We start from the raw sequence: 17,511 nt of genomic DNA on the forward strand, positions 1-17,511 counted from the left end.
GATGATTAAATTAGCGAAGATATTCTGTTAAAGCATAGTTGTAAAAAAGAATATTACTACAGTTATTATTTTTAAATTGATCGACAACCAAAACTCCACCACCCAATATCCCCAGGCGCAGACAACTATATACAAATTAAATGAAACCAATTTTAGCCACACTAGGTCATCACCTGATATCAGACCAGCTCTTTTTGATAAAAGAGATCAGTCTTCCTGCATTTTCCACAGAGTTTCATTTTCACAAGGAATGTCAACTGGTACATGTGGTGGAAAGCACCGGCCGGCGGATCATTGGAGACAACGTGGAATATTTCGAAAGCGGAGAGCTGATCTTCGTTGGTTCAAATGTGCCGCATGTATGGTACAATGAGGCCAGTTATTTCGGGAACGAAAACCAATTGCAGGCACACTCTATGGTTATTAATATAGAGCCATCCTTACTGAAAGAATGTATAGCACTGTTCGGAAACACCTCGCAATTGGAATCATGGATGCATACGGCACAGCGGGGTATTCAGTTTTATGGCGCCAGCAAAGACAACATTGTCGCTCTGATGAAACGTATGCTCACCGAATACGGGCTGCGGCAGATCAGTTCCTTTATGGAGTTGGTCGTCTGTTTAACAGAAGCAAAAGAATACCGGTTATTAACCAGCAGTAATTATGAGAACCCGTTTAAAGATAAGGAGCAGACAAGAATGGAAGCCATTTTTAAACATATATTCAGCAACTTTCGCCGGGAAATTCCCCTCACAGAAATTGCAGCGGTCGCTTCCATGAGTACTTACTCATTTTGCCGCTTTTTTAAAAGCAGAACACAACAGTCATTCGTTGACTTTGTCAATGACCTTCGTATCAGCTATGCCTGCCGTCTCATGCAGGAGAAAGAAATGAACATGGCGGAACTGGCATCCAGGGCAGGCTTCAATCATACAACCCATTTTAACAGATTATTCAAACGAAAAAAGGGATTAACACCTAAAGAATACCGGAAGAGTTTGCAACTTCGTTTCTAATTAGCAATATTCCGGCAGTATGCCTGACCAAAATGGCAATATTGTGCTGAAATAAGTCAAATTTACCTGTAAATCAATCCTTCCTTATTGATAATTTTGACGACAACGTATTTATACTGATAGATTTTATTCTGATAGACGAACACCCCTATAATCATTTAAACATGAAGACCAGAAAAATGAAATGACAGTAATGCCACAGCATTACCAGGCAGTTCTTTTTACAGCAGTAAGCGAGCAATGAATAAGTGCTGACGTACGCGCAGCACAGGGTTATTTCCGGCAATAAATATTAAAAAAACAGCAACCAAAATCATTCAGAAAAAAAATTCAAAAACAGGTAGCAATTCCTTTAACATTATTGAGTACTAAGATAGCATTCGCGTTGTAAACACAGCGAAGAACCCGCGTATGCACTATTATTAACCAAAATTTTTTGTTTGTCATAAGACGGACAGTGAACGTCTTTTTCTTACCCATAACTTCAAATTACATGAAGAAATTCCACACACCATTCCGGAGATGGTATTGCCACCCCATGCTCCTACTTTTCCTGTTGCTGTCGCAGCAAGTCTTTGCACAGGAAAAGGTACCAGCCACCGGCACGGTCACAGATAGCAGCGGAAGACCCCTTCCCGGCGTTACCGTTATGGCAGCGAACAATAAATCACTCGGCACCGCCACTGACAACAACGGCAAATTTACCATCAGCGTAAACCCCGGCACCACGCTTCTGTTCAAATTTGTAGGATTCAAGGGAGATACCATTATCGTAACGGAGAAAACACATACTTTCTCCATTCAGCTCAAGCCGCTGGAGACGGTGCTGACAGACGTGGTGGTAACGGCCTTCGGCAGAAAGCAGATAAAGGAATCTGTTGTTGGCTCCGTATCTACCATTACGGCAGACAATCTACGGACTTCGGGGAGTAACCTCACCAACGCACTGGCAGGCCAGGTAGCCGGCGTCATAGGCTTCCAGCAAAGCGGTCAGCCAGGACTTGACAACTCCAACTTTTTCATCCGTGGCGTCACTACTTTCGGGTACCGGCAGAACCCACTGATATTAATCGATAACGTTGAACTGACCACCAATGACCTGGCCCGTCTCCAGGTAAATGATATCGCCAGTTTCTCCATACTCAAGGATGCCAGCGCCACCGCCCTATACGGAGCAAGAGGCGCCAACGGCGTTATTCTCGTTACCACCAAAGAGGGCAAAGAAGGCAAGACCAGGCTTAATCTCATCCTTGAAAATGCGATTTCCACGCCTACGCAAAGTATCAAACTGGCCGATCCCATTACTTATATGAAGCTGTATAACGAAGCCGGCACCACCCGCGATCCGCTACAGCCCATCACCTTTGATGCTGATAAAATATACAATACACAGCAGACCCTCGACAATGCCCCCGGCAGCAATCCCTACGTATACCCGGCGGTAGACTGGCTCGATCTGATGTTTAAAAAATATGCCAGCACCCAACGGGCCAATCTGAATGTGAGCGGCGGCGGAGACATCGCCCGCTTCCTGGTTTCCGGTTCTTTCAGCAACGACAATGGCATGTTAAAAAGAAGTTCCGCTAATAACTTCAACAACAATGTAAACTATAAGAACTACCAGTTACGCTCCAACGTCAACGTGAAACTCACGAAGAGTACGGAGATGGTGCTAAGGTTATGGGGCAACTTTAACGACTACAACGGTCCGCTTACCAACGATGCCTCATTTTCTTCAGACCTCTACAGCGCCGCTGTCCATACAAGCCCCGTTCTGTTTCCGGCCTATTACGCTCCCGATTCAGCCAACAGGCTTGTCCAGCATATCCTCTTTGGTAATTCCAGCCAGAGCGGCGGTACCTCCAGCATAGGCACCGGCGTCGGATACTCCAACCCCTACGCCCAAATGATGAGGGGCTACAAACGTTTCTCTGAATCGCGGATGTCGGCGACACTGGAGCTTCACCAGGACTTCAGCTTTATCACCCCCGGCCTCAAGTTTCATGGATTCTTCAATACCAACCGTTATTCCTATTTCGACAATACCATGGCTTACAACCCGTTCTATTATACGGTACAACCACAGGATTATAACAAAGCCACCGGCGAATACCGGCTTACATGGCTTAACTCACTTCCCGGCGGCATTTTCCTCGGCAGCCTCGGTTCCGGCGATAACGGCGCCGCCACTGAATATCTGATCTACTCTCCGGGGCGCAAGGATGCTAATACTTTCCTGCAATTCCAGGGACAGCTTGAATATCATAAACAGTTAGGCGAGCACGATATCTCCGCATCGCTAATCGGGGTGAGGCAGCAACGGCTCGTGGCCAACGGCACGAACCCTGTTACCCAGCAGCCCAGCCTGCAATACTCCCTGCCCTACAGGAACCTCAACCTGGCGGGCCGTCTGAGTTATAACTATGCTACCCGCTATTTTCTGGAATTCAACTTTGGCAATAACGGATCGGAAAGATTTTCCAGGAATAACCGCTTTGGTTTCTTTCCCACTGTTGGCGCATCATGGATCGTGTCAAGAGAAAACTTCTGGAGTGAGGGGCTGACAAATGTGATCACCTCGCTGAAACTAAGGGCCAGCTATGGCTTGAGTGGCAACGACGATATCGGACAGCAACGTTTCTTTTACCTCTCCGATGTAAACCTCAATGCCAGTAATGGTTCCTATTTTGGACTACAGAACATCTATCTCCGCAGGGGGGTAAAGATCAATAATTATGAGAACACCAATGTCACCTGGGAAACCGCCAAAATCCTCAATACCGGCATTGAGTTCACCCTGTTCAAAAATTTCGACTTCATCGCTGAATACTGGAAGCAGGACCGCAGCAATATACTGATGAAACGTAACATCCCGTCCAGCATGGGGCTGGAAGCGGACATCCTGACCAACGTAGGAACTGTTAAAGTGAACGGCCTGGATCTTACCGCCAACTACAACCAGGTGTTCTCCAAAAACCTCCGGATACAATACATGTCCAACTTCACCTATTCGAAAGGGACCTACGGTACTTATGAAGAACCACAGTACGCGGAGCCCTGGCGCTATGTGTCCGGCACCATGCTGAACCAGAAGTTCGGCTACATCGCCGAAAGGCTTTTTGTAGACGATAAAGAGGCGCTGGCATCTCCTTCGCAGACATTCGGCGGCAATCCCCCTCGTGGCGGCGACATTAAATACCGCGACCTGAATGGAGACGGCCGCCTTACGGTGGCGGATATGGTGCCGCTGGGATTCCCCACCGTGCCGCAGATCATGTATGGCTTTGGTTTTTCGATCAACTACAAAGGCTTTGAACTGAATGCCCGTTTCCAGGGACAGGCCAGGGTTAGCTTCTTTATCGATCCCAGGTCGGTAAGTCCTTTTGTGATCCCTCCTTCTCCCCAGATCCAGAGCCAGTCACAAATATTACAGGCCTTTGCAGACAATCACTGGTCAGAGGAAAACCAAAACCTCTATGCCCTCTATCCCCGGCTGGGCACCAGTGCACAGGCAATTGAAAACAACCTGCAGCAAAGCTCCTGGTGGATGCGCGACGGCAGCTTCCTGCGGTTGAAAACAGCGGAAATAGGATATGTGCTGCCAGCTTCACTGATGGAGCGAATTGGCGTGAGGTACTGCCGCATCTATGTCAACGGCCTGAATCTCTTCAATATTACGAAGTTCAAACTGTGGGACCCCGAGTTGGGCAGCAATGGTTTTAACTATCCGATACAAAGAGTCTACAATATCGGCCTTAATGTTAACTTATAAATACACCGCAACATGAAATATATAGTTGACCGGATATTGTTCGCAGTCGCCTTCTGCTTTGCCCTGGGGTTCCTGCAGGGATGCAAAAAATATCTCGATGTAACACCGGAGAACGTAGGTACAATCGATTATGCCTTCCGCAACAGGAATGAAGCCGAGAATTACCTTTTCACCTGCTACGGCACCCTCCAGAACATGAGCGATGTAGTAACGGACCCCGGATTCACGACATCCGGCGAGATTGTTTACCCTAACGACCTTTCAGAGAGACCTATCTCCGATGCCGGTTTTCAGCTGACGCGGGGTACGGTACAGAATATTTCCAACCCGGTATTGAATTACTGGGACGGCAGTAACGGCGGTGGGTCCATCTTCCAGGCTATCCGTCGCTGTAACATCATGCTCGAAAACATCGACAAACCGATTGATCTGAGTCCGGAAGAAAAAGCGCGCTGGATAGCGGAAACAAAATTTCTGAAAGCCTATTATCATTATTTTCTCACCAGGATGTATGGCCCGATTCCAATTTACCGGGCAAATCAAAGCATTACCGCTCCAATCGAAGAGATCCGCGTAAAACGGCAGCCGGTGGACACAGTGTTCAATTATGTGGTGCAGCTGCTGGATGAAGCCATCCCGGACCTGCCGCAACAAATCGGCAACCTGCAACAGGAACTGGGACGCATCACCAGGGTGACAGCAATGGCCGTGAAGGCAGAAGTACTGGCCACGCAGGCCAGCCCTTTGTTCAATGGCAATGCAGACTACGCACAGTTTAAAAACAAGGACGGGCAGGCGCTTTTCCCTGCATCCGCAGACCCTGCCAAGTGGAAGCGGGCGGCAGATGCCTGTAAAGCAGCCCTCGACGAAGCAGCCACGCTGAATATGCGCCTGTACACATTTATACAGCCAGCCAATCTGCCTACCCTCAACGACTCTCTTCGCAAGGTGCTGACCATACAAAACGCGGTCACAGAAAAATGGGACCTCAACGCAGAAGTGATCTGGGCACTGAACCCCAATTTCGGCTACCAGTCATTCTGCATACCAAGGCTCACCAGCAAAGCCGTGGAAAATTCCACATCAGCAGCCGGCAGCTTTACGGTGCCTATGTTCACCACCGATCTTTTTTATACCAACAACGGCGTTCCCGTTAACGAAGACAAGAACTGGGATTACGCCCACCGCTTTGATCTGCAAACGGGCGATGATGCCAGCAAATACTATATCAAAAGCGGTTATGTAACGGTAAAAAATAACTTTGCCAGGGAATCGAGGTATTATGCCAATATCGGTTTCGACGGGGGCATCTGGTTTGGTAACGGCGTAACAGATCCCAATAACGCACTCTATATCGAAGCAAAAGGCCCCACATCCAAAGCCGGCCCTAAAGACAGGGTAAGGATCAACGTACTGGCTGCGTGGCCTAAAAAGCTCGTTAACTATCTTACGGTGTTTAATGAAGGCGTACAACAAACGGCCTACCGTCTGCCGCGGATCAGACTGGCAGATCTTTACCTCCTCTACGCGGAATGCCTGAATGAAGTGTCAGGTCCCAATGCGGAGACCTACCGGTATATTGACATGGTACGCGCCCGTGCGGGGCTCAAAGGGGTAGTTGAGTCCTGGGCACAATACAGTAAACTTCCCGCTAAACCATCCGGCAAAGACGGCCTTCGGGAGATCATTCAACAGGAGCGCCGGATTGAATTATGTTTTGAAGGCAGAAGCGGATGGGACCTCCGCCGCTGGAAAAAAATGTTAACCGTATTGTCCACCCCCGTCCAGGGCTGGAGTATCTTCCAAAGCAGCAACAGCGGCTTCTATACCCTGCAGACACTATTCATTCCCGGAGTTACCGTAAGGGATTACTTCTGGCCGCTCTCAGACGGGGCCATGTCCAACAATCCCAATCTGGTTCAGACACTTTATTGGTAACCACAAAAACTTAAGACGTTATGCATCAGACATCCCGTTTTCTGAAAATCACCCTGCCGGCATTGGCTTTCGTATATCTCCTTTTTTCATGCAGTAAGGAGGTGAATTACAATACGCCGGTATCCTCCGATAAAACAAAGCCCGACGTTGTATCCAATGTTAAAGTGACCAACTTCAACGGAGGGGCTTTTATTACCTATCAGCTGCCCAAAACAGGAAATGTACTCTATGTAAAAGCATCCTACATCATTAATGATGAAACCGGAAAATCAAGGGAAACTAAATCCAGCTACTACAGCGATACCATTACCGTAGACGGTTTTGCCAGAAAGAAAGAATATGAAGTGAAACTGACCGCTGTTTCCCGCGCGGATGTGTCATCAGACGTGGTTACGGTAAAGGTGAACCCCGATACGCCCATTTATCAGCTTGTGGCAAAAACCATCAAAATGCAGGCCGATTTTGGTGGTGTAAATGTGCAAACAGCCAATCCCTACAAAAAACCGGTGGGCGCCATACTACTTTATAAAGCCGCTGGTGATCCCAAGTACGGGATCTTCCAGCAAAACTTCAGTGACTTTTCTCTCATCAATTTTTCTGCGCGGGGATTTGATACGCTGCCCAAAGCCTTTGCCACCTACGTCACCGATCAATGGGGCAATAATTCAGATACCGTTTATCAAACGATCCGGCCATTATTTGAAACCCAGCTCGACAAAAGCAAGTTTTTCGAAAACCGGTTGCCCAGCGATACCAAAATAGGATTCGGCTGGTCGTTAAGTAATCTCTGGAATGGTAATAACGGCGGAACCGGCTGGCATACGGTACAGGAAAATGTTCCACTACCGATTACAGCTACCTTTGGCCTGGGCGTTTCTGCCAAACTAAGTCGTTTTATCCTCTACGGAAGGTCCGGATATGAATACGGTCATGGCAACCCAAAAGTGTTCTCCATCTGGGGCTCCGACAACCCTGCGCCGGCAGATGTGGTATTACCGGTATTTGCCGAAGTAGGAACAGTCCTGGGTGACTGGGTTAACATGGGCAACTATGCATGGCCCGGCCCTCCTTCCGGCGCCCCTCCTACCGCTGCCACCGCCGCCGACAAAGCTTTCTTTAATAAAGGGACCGAGTTCAACTTTCCTTTTACAGCGCCCAGGGCGCGGTTCCTGAGGCTGGCCGTTTCCGAGTCCTGGTCCGGCGCCACCTTCGCCCATGCCATGGAGATAACCGTTTTTGGTAATACAAAATAAACGAACATGAAAGCAATTACATTTTTATTGTTAGCCTTTTGGCTTTGTACAGCCGCCTGTACAAAAGAGGCGACAAAATATAAAGACCTGCTGAATGATGCCGAAATCATCTACCCCGGCCCTGTCAGCAGTCTCAACGCCAGGTCAGGTTATCTCCGCGCCATGCTGCAGTGGCAACCAAGCCCCGATCCCAGTATCACAGCATATATTATTTACTGGAACAACAATACCGATTCCATGAAACTGCCCGCCAAAGGCACCACAAAGGACACCATCCGAACGCTGATCACCGGCATGGACGAATATGTACAAAATTTTGTTTTGTATACGACAGACAGCAAAGGAAACAAATCCGTAGGGCAATCGCTTTCCGGCGTAAGAATATACGGTCCGCTATATATTTCCTCCCTTGTAAATCGTCAGCTCAACAGCTCAAAGCCGCCGGTAGCGCTACCTGGAAACGCCTGCAAACTTTTTTTCTCGGCAACGGATACCGCCCTCAATATCAATACCCGTCTTACCTTCTATAATGCCAGCAACCAGCTGCAAACCGTGAACCTCTCGGCCCGCAGTGATTCGATCGTATTAAACGCAGTCAATGCCGGTACCAGGGTGGCCGTTCTCTCTTCGTACATCCCGGAACTGAAAGCACTGGATACTTTCAATGTGGCCTATAGCGATACCATAACGGTGCAATAACAGGCCGTCGTTTTACCTGACAGCTCCCTCCATAAAAGAAGGGTATCTCATAAACAAATGAGATACCCTTTTTTGCTTATGGCTTTACTGCTTTCCCGGGAACAGGAATTCCGAGGAAATGCAGGTAAGCCGTGATCACCTCGTCCGTTATTTTGGAAGGGGTAATACCGCTTCCTTTCAAAAACGCCAGGGTGTTATCACAATGAAAGTGATAGCTATTCTGATATACTTCCACCAGCGATCGCCCTCCCTGTATTTCATCGGTAAACAGGCTCAGATAAGGATAGAATATGTCTTCCTCATTGTTCTCCCACAACTCCATCCAATCACGGTAGCGCAACGCTTCAAGATCAAATCCGAAGTTTTCTTTCAGGCGTGTAAAAAATTCAATCCAGTCCACATCCTCTTCCACACGCGGGGTAAGATGGAATTTTCTGCCAATGGCGTTGGGCTGTTTCGTGATATGGACCATGGCTTTGCAAACATAATCAACTGTCACCAGCTCTTCTTTTATGCCAACGACCAGCGGGTATGCTTTATTTGCAATACAGTTCCTCACCAGCATGGACCACAGCTGGTCCAGGCCGTTGGCGCCGGTCTCGCTGTGGCACATCACGAAACCCAGCCTGAAAAGCACCGTTGGCAAGCCTTTCGACGCGGCCAACGCCAATATCTGTTCCATCACCCATTTGGTTTTGGCATACCCCATGTCTTTCCTCAGGTATTTCAATCCCTGCATCAGGCTATCGTCTTCAGCTTTAAAATACTGCTGCGTGTCATAGGACTCCCAGGCAAATACCCCTACGGTAGACAACAGCGCGAGGCATTTTAGTTTCCGGGCAGATGCCAGCCGGATAATTTCGTTCAGTCCGCCGATATTCGATCCTTTCATGTAATTATACGGCTCAATATAACTGACCGAACTGCCCGAATGGTAAATAACATCGATGATATCACAGAGCATATCAAACTGCTCATCGGCTATACCCAGCTGGTATTGCGTCAGGTCTCCGGTGACGGGTTTAATCCTGCTTTCCGCAAACTGTTCATCAGGAATGCGGTTGGCTTTAAAAACACCCCGTATTCTTTCCAGTGCCGCCTTTTCATCGGCTGCCCGGACCAGGCAATAAATATCAGCAGCGGTGGAAGTCAGCAGCTCTGCCAGCAGATGACATCCCACGAAGCCGGTGGCTCCGGTGAGGAAAATATTTTTGGGATTGCTGACCGATTCGGGATCTATGGTGCCTTCGATCTCGATATCAGGAGAAAGATAGATGTCTTTCAACAGGTAATTATCATCCGCTTCGCCATCCATCAACTTTTCGTCGCCGGTTAAACCAGCCCTGATCTTTGCCGCCAGCGCCTCGACAGTTACATGATCAAAGAGTTCTGGCAGTGTGACTTTAGCCCTGAAAATGGCGGGCAGCCTTTTATACACCTGTGTAATAAGAATAGAGTGCCCACCGAGTTCAAAAAAATTATCTGTTACGCTGATTTCCTTCTGTTGAAGCACTTCGCTCCATATCGCTTTAATCACCTGTTCACATTCATGAAACCCCACCCCATCAGGGAAGATAGCCTCTATCACCTCCCGTGAGCCCAGGTTGAGCGCTTGTTTATCAATTTTCCCGTGTGTGTTCACTGGCAATTTTTCCAGGAAAAGAAAAGCGGACGGTATCATCTGAGCGGGCAATTCCAGCTGCAGTGCTTTTCTCACTTCCTGGGTCACCTGTTGCAACCGCTCCCCTCTGAGTTTGCCTTCCCGGTGTACAACACAGGCCAGCAAGGTACGTTCGTCATATTTATCTTCCTGGACAATTACTACCGCCTGTACAATCCCGGGAAGACCGGACAGTACGTTTTCTACTTCACTCAGCTCAATCCGCACGCCCCTGATCTTTACCTGCGTATCGTTTCTGCCGAGAAATTCCACATTGCCGTCGGGCAGATAGCGGGCCAGATCACCCGATTGATACATTCGTCTCCAGTTGTTTTTTATTTCCTCTTCTGTTGCAAAGGGATTGGTTATAAATTTCTCCCGCGTTAATTCCGGAAGGCCCCAATAGCCCCTGGCTACCTGCGCGCCGCCAATATATAGCTCACCGGTTTCCCCGATCGGCACTACCTGCATATTGGCATCAAGAATATAAAAACTGCTGTTCGCATTGGGACGACCGATCGTGGCGGCGGGATGTGCGTCATCATAAACAAAACTGCTTACCAGGATGACAGCTTCGGTGGGACCGTAACCATTCACCAGCCGCACCCTGTCCTTCCATTTTTTCATCAGGGGCTCCGGACAAGCTTCTCCTCCCACGCAGATGACCTGCAGCTTGCCGCAGCTTTCTGACACCGGCAGGGTAGCTAATACAGACGGCGAGATAAACGGAAGGGCTGTTATTTCATGTTCTTTTATAAACCGCCATAACGCCTCTCCCGTGATACGGTTGTCCGGATACAGATACAAGGCCGCACCTGCCACCAGTGGCAACCACAGATCCGCAGCCGATGCATCGAAGCCGGTCGACGTATACTGTAACGCCCTGGTAGTGGCATCTATCTGCAGGTAGTTACCATAGCACTGCATAAAGTTGGTCACCTGCTCATGCTCCACCATAACACCTTTGGGCTTGCCGGTAGTACCAGAGGTATACATTACATACATCAGGCTGTCAGGCGTAACAGGCGGCAAGGTGTAATCTTTCGGCAGGCTACGCAGGGCGGCCGCTGTCGTATCGTCATCTACCAGCAGGGTACGTCCGTTGTAGGCAGCAAAGTTTGCTTCAAAACGGACGGAAGTAATCAGTACCGGCGCCTGTGCGTCTTTTAGCATATATTCCAGTCGGGCTTTGGGCAGGTTGGTGTCCAGCGGCACATAGGCTGCGCCGGCTTTAAGGATCGCCAGCATACAAACAATTTTTTCAATGGATGACGGCAGACAGAAAGCGACCAGGCAGCCTGTTGCCACACCTGCCTGTTGCAGGTAGTATGCCCACTGGTTGCTCTTTTCATCGAGTTGCTGATAGGAAAGGCTTTCCTGCTGAAAGACAAGCGCAACACTCTCCGGCGCCATACGAACGCGTTCCTGTATCAGATGTACCAGTGAAAGATGTTTATCGAAAGGCCTTAACGTATTATTGAAATCACGGAGGATTTTTTTACGCTCAGCACTGGTGAGCATAAAGGAAGTACCTTCATTAGAGGGTGTCATATGTTTGGATTTTAAAAGGATCAACAATTACTTTTTCCGGACCTCATCCAACACTTCACAGATGTGGTCCACTGCGTCGTTTATTTGCCCGATAGTGTGGGTAGACATCAGTTGCAACCTGATTCTCGCTTCAGACAAGGGCACCACGGGATACTCCACAATCATGGCGGCGACGTTCTTTTTCATGAGCAAGCCATGGGACAGTCTTGCATGGCGTTCACTACCTACAGGGACCAGCACAATGGGGGCCGCGATACCGGGACAATGGTGATTATTCGAAGAAAAACGCGCTCTCATATGAAGTGCATTTCCCAATGATAATGCCCGCAGCGCGGCGCCTTCGGAAGCGGTGACAATACGGCTGGCCTGCAGCGCTGCAGCGGTTTGTACAGGAGAAATAGCATTGGAAAACAAGTACGGCCCTGCGTACATTTTGAGGTACTCCTTCACCGCCGCAGAATGCGTAGCGATGAAACCACCACTGGAAGCAAACGTTTTGGAGAAACTGCCCATGACCAGGTCCACCCTGCCTTTCATGTCCTGTATACCCGGCTGGCCGCTGCCCTCAGGGCCTGTGGCGCCGAGATCGTGCGCTACATCCACCAACAACCGGGCGTCAAATTCATGGCAAATCTCCTGCAACTTCCGGATATCCGGCGTATCGGCATTCATGGAGAATAGCCCTTCCGACACCACCAGTATACTATTCACCGTATCCTTAGTCCTGATGGACGCCAATACTTTCCGGGCGCCCTCATGGTCCAGGTGATCGAACTTAAAGATGTTGGTGGTTGCTGCATAAGCGCCCTGCCGGAGACAGGCGTGGGCCAGCCGGTCCATAATGATGTAGTCGTTTTTACCTACCAGTCCTGTCAGACTACTGAATCCCGCTGCCCAGCCGGTGGGAAAGATCAGCACATGTTCCATACCAGTGAGTTCCTGCAGCTTTTCTTCCAGCTGCGGCACCAGGTCCGTTTCTCCCATGAACATCGGAGAACCGGCGCTGTGCGGGCCATACCGGTGCAGTGCTTCAGCTGCGGCGTTTATGACATCCGGATGCGCGCTCAGCCCGAGGTAGTCCTGTGAAGCAAAATTAACGGCTTCCATTTGCCGATGGCCGGCATCCCTTACCGTTATCACTGGTGCCGGTCTGCTTGTCTGGACTCTCGAATACAGCCAGGTATCTGTCCTGATCCTGTTTTCTACCCAGGAATAATAGGCATCCATCCGGGACAGCACATCACTCCCGGCCGGCGCGTAAAAATCCGCCGTTGATTTTGAAAGCGCGCTTTCAAGCGCAGGGTTTTTCTTCCCATAAGATTCACTCATAGATTCGATTTATCAGGTCAACAAATAAAACTGCAATAAAACGCCGGACAACCAGCTACCGGCTGTACAAACATGTATGGGTCAGATGCGGGTGCTCATGGCTCTATGGCCTTAGGAGAAATAAGGCTTTTTATAGGTTTCGTTTTTATTATTTCAAAAATGATTAACAGTAACAGGGACAAACCTAAAATAACTAACTGTAAGTTGTCATCAGGCAGAGACTGCGAAAACCAGCTGTAAATCCGGTTAAATTTTTTATTTTACATCTCCTCAAAAATTTTATGCCTTCATGATACCAGAATTTATTGAAATCCGCGGCGCCAGGGAGAACAACCTGAAAAATGTCGACCTGCGCCTTCCCAAACGAAAGATCACCATCTTTACAGGCGTATCGGGTTCCGGCAAGTCTTCGATTGTTTTCGACACCATTGCAACGGAAGCCCAGCGCCAGTTGTATGAAAATTTCAGCATGTTCATCCGTTCGCTGCTGCCTAAGTTCCCGCAGCCGGATGCAGACTCCATTGAAAAGCTGAGCATGGCCATTGTGGTAGATCAAAAGCGCCTGGGCGGCGGCTCTCATTCCACCATGGGTACCATCACGGATATATCACCGGTGCTGCGCGTGCTTTTCTCCCGCATCGGCAAACCCCATGTGGGTTATGCCAATGCTTTTTCTTTTAATGATCCCCAGGGAATGTGCCCGCAATGCGGCGGCCGGGGACGCAAGCTCGGGTTCGACGCCTCGAAATTCATAGACCGCAGCAAATCGCTGAAAGAAGGCGCCATACAAGCGCCCGGACTGGCTACCTGGGAGAAGGATATGTACGCCCACAGCGGCTTTTTCGATGTAGACAAAAAGCTGGCGGACTATACCGGAGAAGAAATGGAGCTGCTGCTCTACAGTCAGCCCAGGAAATTTAAACTCAGGCTCGGCGAAGGTAATATGAACGCCACCTATATGGGCGTAATAGAGAAGTTCGAACGGGCCTATATCCGCCGTGACATCAAAACGCTTTCCGACAGAACGCAGAAAATGATCCGGCCTTATCTGCAGGAAGGCCCCTGCCCCGCCTGTAAGGGCGCACGCCTCAATGAGGCTGCGTTGTCCTGCAAAATCAAAGGATACAATATTGCCGAACTGTCGGCCATGGAAGCAGGTGAACTGATAACCTTTTTAAAAGAGACAGACGATGCGGTGGCCGTACCGATGATCCGTACGCTGACGGAGCGGTTACAACACCTGGTGGACATGGGACTTGAATACCTTACGTTGAACAGGGAGACAGATACGCTCTCCGGCGGCGAATCACAAAGGGTGAAGATGGTAAAACATCTCAGCAGCAGCCTCACGGACGTGTTGTACATCTTCGACGAGCCCAGCGTAGGACTGCACCCGAGAGATGTGTACCGCCTGAACGGATTGCTTCAAAAACTCCGTGATAAAGGCAATACGGTAATTGTGGTGGAACACGATCCCGATGTGATCCGCATTGCCGACCACATCGTGGATGTAGGCCCTCACGCAGGCACGAAGGGCGGACAAATCATGTACGAAGGCGAACTGGAAGGACTACTGCATTCAGATACGCTGACCGGAAAATATCTGAAACACAGCCTGCCGCTGAAAACAACCTGCCGGACTCCGCGTGGCCAGCTTCCCGTACACAATGCCAACGCCAACAACCTTCACAACGTCAGCGTCAATATACCGGAAGGTGTGTTGACGGTGGTGACCGGCGTCGCCGGTTCAGGCAAAAGCTCACTTATCCATCATGCATTTTTAAGCGCTTATCCGCAGGCGGTGGTAATTGATCAATCTGCCGTAGGTACATCTACGAGGTCCAACCCCGCTACCTACACGGGCACCATGGATTTGATCCGGAAAGCATTTGCCACGGCCAACCAGGTTGATGCCGCTCTCTTCTCCTTCAACTCCAAAGGAGCCTGCGAAAACTGCCAGGGAAGCGGCGTAATTTATACAGACCTGGCTTTCCTGGAAGGGGTAAAAACACCCTGCGAAATATGTGAAGGCAAACGCTATAAAGAAGAAGTCCTGGCTTACCTACTCAATCACAAATCTATCTCGGATGTACTGGCCATGACCGTCCGTGAAGCCCGCGATTTTTTTACTGCCAAAGATATCTGTCGCAAGCTGGACAGCATGATTGAAGTAGGACTGGAATACCTGACGCTCGGCCAGCCGTTAAGTACGCTGTCCGGCGGGGAATGCCAGCGGATCAAGCTGGCGAGTGAACTACATAAAAAAGGCAGTATATACGTAATGGATGAACCCACTACCGGCTTACACCTTTCAGATGTGGGCAAACTGGTTCAACTGATCGACGGGTTGGTGGAAAAAGGTAATACCGTAGTGGTGATCGAACACAATCTGGAAGTAATCAAACGGGCAGACTGGATCATCGATATGGGTCCGGAAGGTGGGCACAAAGGCGGGAAGATCATCTTCGAAGGAACACCGGAAGCATTGACAGCACGGACTGATTCCTATACCGGTTTTCATTTGCGGGAGTCTGTACGGTCCTGAAATAAACGGGCGTCGCAAAAATATTTTGCGACGCCCGCTGTAAGTTCACGCTACTGATCAGATTGCATCCAGGCATGCGTTTCCGGTATTATCAGAAAGATTTACTTTTTTCTTTTTCATAACGAAAGGGTTTGGTTTGCTATTATCAACATACGGTTGTAATACAGGTAAGCACACAGGTAACGCCGTTAGGGTCGCGGGAAGGGCAGTTAAACTGCGTACACTGGCAGCTTGCCTGGCAAATCGTCTGACCACAGGTTTCCCAGGGCAACGTAGCCCCTCCGGTTATTTTTTGTTGGGATAAATCACTGATGACCGCTTTGTGCAGGAAAAGTTTAGGGATAGTTAATTTTCTCTTTTTCATAACGGAAGCATTTCAGGTGAAGTATAAATATCGTCTTTGTATCCGCGGGGAGTATGCAGTCGTACCATGCTTCATTACTTCAACTTAAAGGCCATTCCTGTTTTTCACAGCAGGAATATTCATCCCTGCAACCGCTACGATGATCAATAAGATACCGGTCCATTGGTATCCGTTCACCTGTTCATGGAGCGCCAGCGGCGCACAGATAGCAGCGGCAGGTATCTGAAGGCCGGCCATAGCCATCATTCCCGGCCAATTCCGCTTTAAGCGTTTTCAAAACCGTGTGTTCCAATGAAAAATTGAGATTGTAAAACACCCTGAGTTTTTTAATACAGTAAGAAGCAAAGTGCTTAAAAACAGTTGACAGTTACGTCTGTTTATACTGAAGGAAACCTGCAGCAGCTACGCTGACCTTTGGGGCTCACCAAAATCTGCGTCATGAAAAAAGCAAAAACAGGCTCCGAAAAAAAATTACCGCTGGGAAAAATCAGGATCGCTGCCCTGAGCGGGGAAAAACTGGTGGGGATCGTTGGTGGTGCAACGCTGCCGAGTGATTGTATGTGCGCCACCCAGGCCATTATCTGTAATACCCGGACCACCTGTCAGACCGCGAGATGTTAAACAGGTGCATTTCCGGGAGCAGCATTATTCTTTTACAGCCGGCGTAAAAAGAAAAAGGTCACTTCATAGAAGTGACCTTTTCTCTGTGACCGCGTCAGGATTCAAACCTGAAACCTTCTGATCCGTAGTCAGATGCTCTATTCAGTTGAGCTACGCAGCCATTTGTTTGTGATAGGATTGCAAAGGTAGCCCTTTTTTCGAAAATACCAAATTCTTCCTATTTTTTTTCTGCAATTTTCTGATTTACACTTACTTTTACAACTGTTGTTTAATGATTATTGCAAGTGAAAATTCAACTCTGGAGCATCGGCAAGGAGCATGACCCCTACATTCGGGAGGGCATGGCTGTCTTCCAAAAAAGGTTACAACATTATGTGGATTTTGAGGTGAAGCTGATCCCGACGGTTAAACAGGCCGGCAGTTTATCGGTACCTGAACTGAAAAAACAGGAGGCGAAAATCATCCTCGATCTGTTGCAACCGACCGATTATTTGTTGGCGCTGGATGAACGCGGAAAAATGATGACGACCGTACAGTTTTCAGAATTCCTGCAACAGCGCACCAATGCCGGCACGCGGCAACTGATCATCCTGATAGGCGGCGCCTTCGGCATTGACCAGTCTGTGCTGCAACGGTCGCAACTGCAGCTGTCCCTGTCGCCGCTGACATTTCCGCATCAGCTGGTGCGGCTCATCTTTACCGAACAACTGTATCGTGCCTATACGGTATTAAACAGGGAAAAATATCATCATCAATAGTT

At 48.9% G+C, this 17,511-nt stretch carries 11 protein-coding genes and 1 tRNA gene; 8 read left to right on the plus strand and 4 right to left on the minus strand.

The window, feature by feature from the left end; all coding sequences use genetic code 11:
* Positions 1-140 precede the first annotated feature (140 nt).
* From B5D63_RS33855 to B5D63_RS33875, 5 genes are all read left to right on the plus strand, one after another.
* The gene (locus B5D63_RS33855) at positions 141-1,019 is read left to right on the plus strand and encodes an AraC family transcriptional regulator (RefSeq protein WP_078673334.1); all 879 of its coding nucleotides are present in this window, start codon (positions 141-143) and stop codon (positions 1,017-1,019) included.
* Positions 1,020-1,512: 493 nt separating this feature from the next.
* A complete protein-coding gene (locus B5D63_RS33860; RefSeq protein ID WP_235021700.1) occupies positions 1,513-4,791 on the plus strand; it encodes a SusC/RagA family TonB-linked outer membrane protein in 3,279 nt (1,092 codons plus the stop codon).
* Positions 4,792-4,803: 12 nt separating this feature from the next.
* Positions 4,804-6,729 carry a RagB/SusD family nutrient uptake outer membrane protein gene (locus tag B5D63_RS33865; protein ID WP_078673336.1) on the plus strand — a complete coding sequence of 642 codons (1,926 nt, stop codon included), beginning with the start codon at positions 4,804-4,806 and terminating at the stop codon, positions 6,727-6,729.
* A 20-nt stretch (positions 6,730-6,749) separates the two neighbouring features.
* A complete protein-coding gene (locus B5D63_RS33870; protein ID WP_078673337.1) occupies positions 6,750-7,982 on the plus strand; it encodes a DUF5000 domain-containing lipoprotein in 1,233 nt (410 codons plus the stop codon).
* Positions 7,983-7,988: 6 nt separating this feature from the next.
* Entirely contained in the window at positions 7,989-8,681 is a 693-nt protein-coding gene (locus tag B5D63_RS33875) for a DUF4998 domain-containing protein (RefSeq protein ID WP_078673338.1), read from the plus strand.
* Positions 8,682-8,757: 76 nt separating this feature from the next.
* Here the strand turns inward: B5D63_RS33875 and B5D63_RS33880 are convergent, their stop codons facing one another.
* Together B5D63_RS33880 and B5D63_RS33885 are read right to left on the minus strand one after the other, a co-directional pair.
* Positions 8,758-11,892, minus strand: coding sequence for a non-ribosomal peptide synthetase family protein (locus tag B5D63_RS33880; protein ID WP_078673339.1), 3,135 nt, complete (start codon positions 11,890-11,892; stop codon positions 8,758-8,760).
* A 27-nt stretch (positions 11,893-11,919) separates the two neighbouring features.
* Positions 11,920-13,221 carry an aminotransferase class I/II-fold pyridoxal phosphate-dependent enzyme gene (locus tag B5D63_RS33885; protein WP_078673340.1) on the minus strand — a complete coding sequence of 434 codons (1,302 nt, stop codon included), beginning with the start codon at positions 13,219-13,221 and terminating at the stop codon, positions 11,920-11,922.
* Between the two features lie 289 nt (positions 13,222-13,510).
* On the opposite strand from B5D63_RS33885, the gene B5D63_RS33890 reads away from it, so the two are divergent.
* Entirely contained in the window at positions 13,511-15,766 is a 2,256-nt protein-coding gene (locus tag B5D63_RS33890; RefSeq protein WP_078673341.1) for an ATP-binding cassette domain-containing protein, read from the plus strand.
* A 448-nt stretch (positions 15,767-16,214) separates the two neighbouring features.
* Here B5D63_RS33890 and B5D63_RS35220 read toward each other — a convergent pair whose 3' ends face one another.
* Positions 16,215-16,376, minus strand: coding sequence for a hypothetical protein (locus tag B5D63_RS35220; protein WP_159456270.1), 162 nt, complete (start codon positions 16,374-16,376; stop codon positions 16,215-16,217).
* 192 nt (positions 16,377-16,568) lie between these two features.
* Here B5D63_RS35220 and B5D63_RS33895 point away from each other — a divergent pair, with 192 nt between their 5' ends.
* Positions 16,569-16,751, plus strand: coding sequence for a hypothetical protein (locus B5D63_RS33895; RefSeq protein ID WP_078673342.1), 183 nt, complete (start codon positions 16,569-16,571; stop codon positions 16,749-16,751).
* An 86-nt stretch (positions 16,752-16,837) separates the two neighbouring features.
* Here the strand turns inward: B5D63_RS33895 and B5D63_RS33900 are convergent.
* Positions 16,838-16,911, minus strand: a tRNA-Arg gene (locus B5D63_RS33900).
* Between the two features lie 124 nt (positions 16,912-17,035).
* Here B5D63_RS33900 and B5D63_RS33905 point away from each other — a divergent pair.
* Positions 17,036-17,509, plus strand: a complete 474-nt coding sequence (locus tag B5D63_RS33905; protein WP_078673352.1) for a 23S rRNA (pseudouridine(1915)-N(3))-methyltransferase RlmH — start codon at positions 17,036-17,038, stop codon at positions 17,507-17,509.
* Positions 17,510-17,511: the final 2 nt, after the last annotated feature.

Source organism: Chitinophaga eiseniae (assembly GCF_900167135.1).
GTDB lineage: Bacteria > Bacteroidota > Bacteroidia > Chitinophagales > Chitinophagaceae > Chitinophaga > Chitinophaga eiseniae.